Origin of the sequence: Streptomyces spinosus, from assembly GCF_020400655.1 — a bacterium.
GTDB lineage: Bacteria > Actinomycetota > Actinomycetes > Streptomycetales > Streptomycetaceae > Streptomyces > Streptomyces argyrophylli.
Map to the genome: position 1 here is coordinate 1 of NZ_JAINRC010000055.1, position 1,151 is coordinate 1,151.

Genomic DNA, 1,151 nt, shown 5'->3' on the forward strand with positions numbered 1-1,151 from the left:
TACTGAGTTTGTTGGCGTGTTGTCGTTGGGGGCTGACGGGGTGTGATCGTCGCGGTACGCCGTTTGTATGAGGTATCCGCAGGGTGGTGGGCTGACGCCTGAACGGCAGGCGTTTCGTGAGCGGATCCGGATGGAGGCCGCCGAACGGTTCGGTGCCGGCGCCTCCAACGTCGAGGTCGCCAAGGACTTACGGGTGAGCGTGCGCTCCGTTCAGCGGTGGCGCCTGGCCTGGCAGGAAGCAGGCGCGGGCGGTCTTCGCTCGGTGGGTCCGGTGTCGTTGCCCAAACTGAGCGAGCAACTGTTCGCGGTACTGGAACAGGAGCTGGCCAGGGGCCCGGTCGCACACGGCTGGCCGGACCAGATCTGGACGCTGACGCGGATCAAGACGCTGATCGGGCGCCGGTTCCACAAGAGCATGTCCCTCTCGGCCATCGCGAAGATGCTGCACCGGCACGGCTTCAGCCACCAGGTCCCCGCCCGCCGCGCTCTGGAGCGCAACGAGGAAGCCGTCACCGGCTGGGTGAAGGAGACCTGGCCCCACGTGGAAACACCGCGGCGGCGCTCGGGGCCTGGCTGTGCTTCGAAGACGAAGCCGGCTTCTCGATGACGCCGCCCACCACCCGCACCTGGGCCCAGCGCGGACACACACCCCTCATCCGCGTGCGGGGACGCTCCCAGCGCCGCTTCTCCATCGCGGCCCTGGCCTGCTACAAGCCGGGCGAACGCTCACGCCTGATCTACCGGCCCAAGCGGCACGTCGATCACAAGCGGGGCGGCAGACGCAGTTTCACCTGGACCGATTACCGCGACCTGCTCATCGCCGCCCACCAGCAGCTCGGTGCCCCCATCGTGCTCGTCTGGGACAACCTGAACGTCCACAAGGACGCCCGGCTGAGAGCGTTCATCGACGCTCACGACTGGATCACCTGCTACTTTCTGCCGGCCTACGCCCCCGACCTCAACCCGGTCGAGGGCCTCTGGTCACTGCTACGACGCAACAGCCAGGCCAATACCGCCTTCACCGACCCAGACCACCTGATGCGCACCCTCCGGCATGGCCTCCGCCAGATCCAGTACCGCAGCAACCTCATCGACGGATGCCTCGCCGAAACCGGCCTCACCCTGACGACACCACGCCAACAAGCTCAGTA

1 protein-coding gene is annotated in these 1,151 nt (G+C 67.0%); it reads left to right on the plus strand.

Annotation, left to right across the window (positions count from 1 at the left end):
• Window positions 1-67 precede the first annotated feature (67 nt).
• Window positions 68-1,151 (plus strand): IS630 family transposase gene (locus LG395_RS41950; protein WP_443743020.1). Its coding sequence is split into 2 segments (ribosomal slippage), with 1,082 coding nucleotides annotated over them: window positions 68-526 and window positions 529-1,151; the frame shifts between segments, so codons are not numbered across the junction. This gene is flagged as partial in the annotation.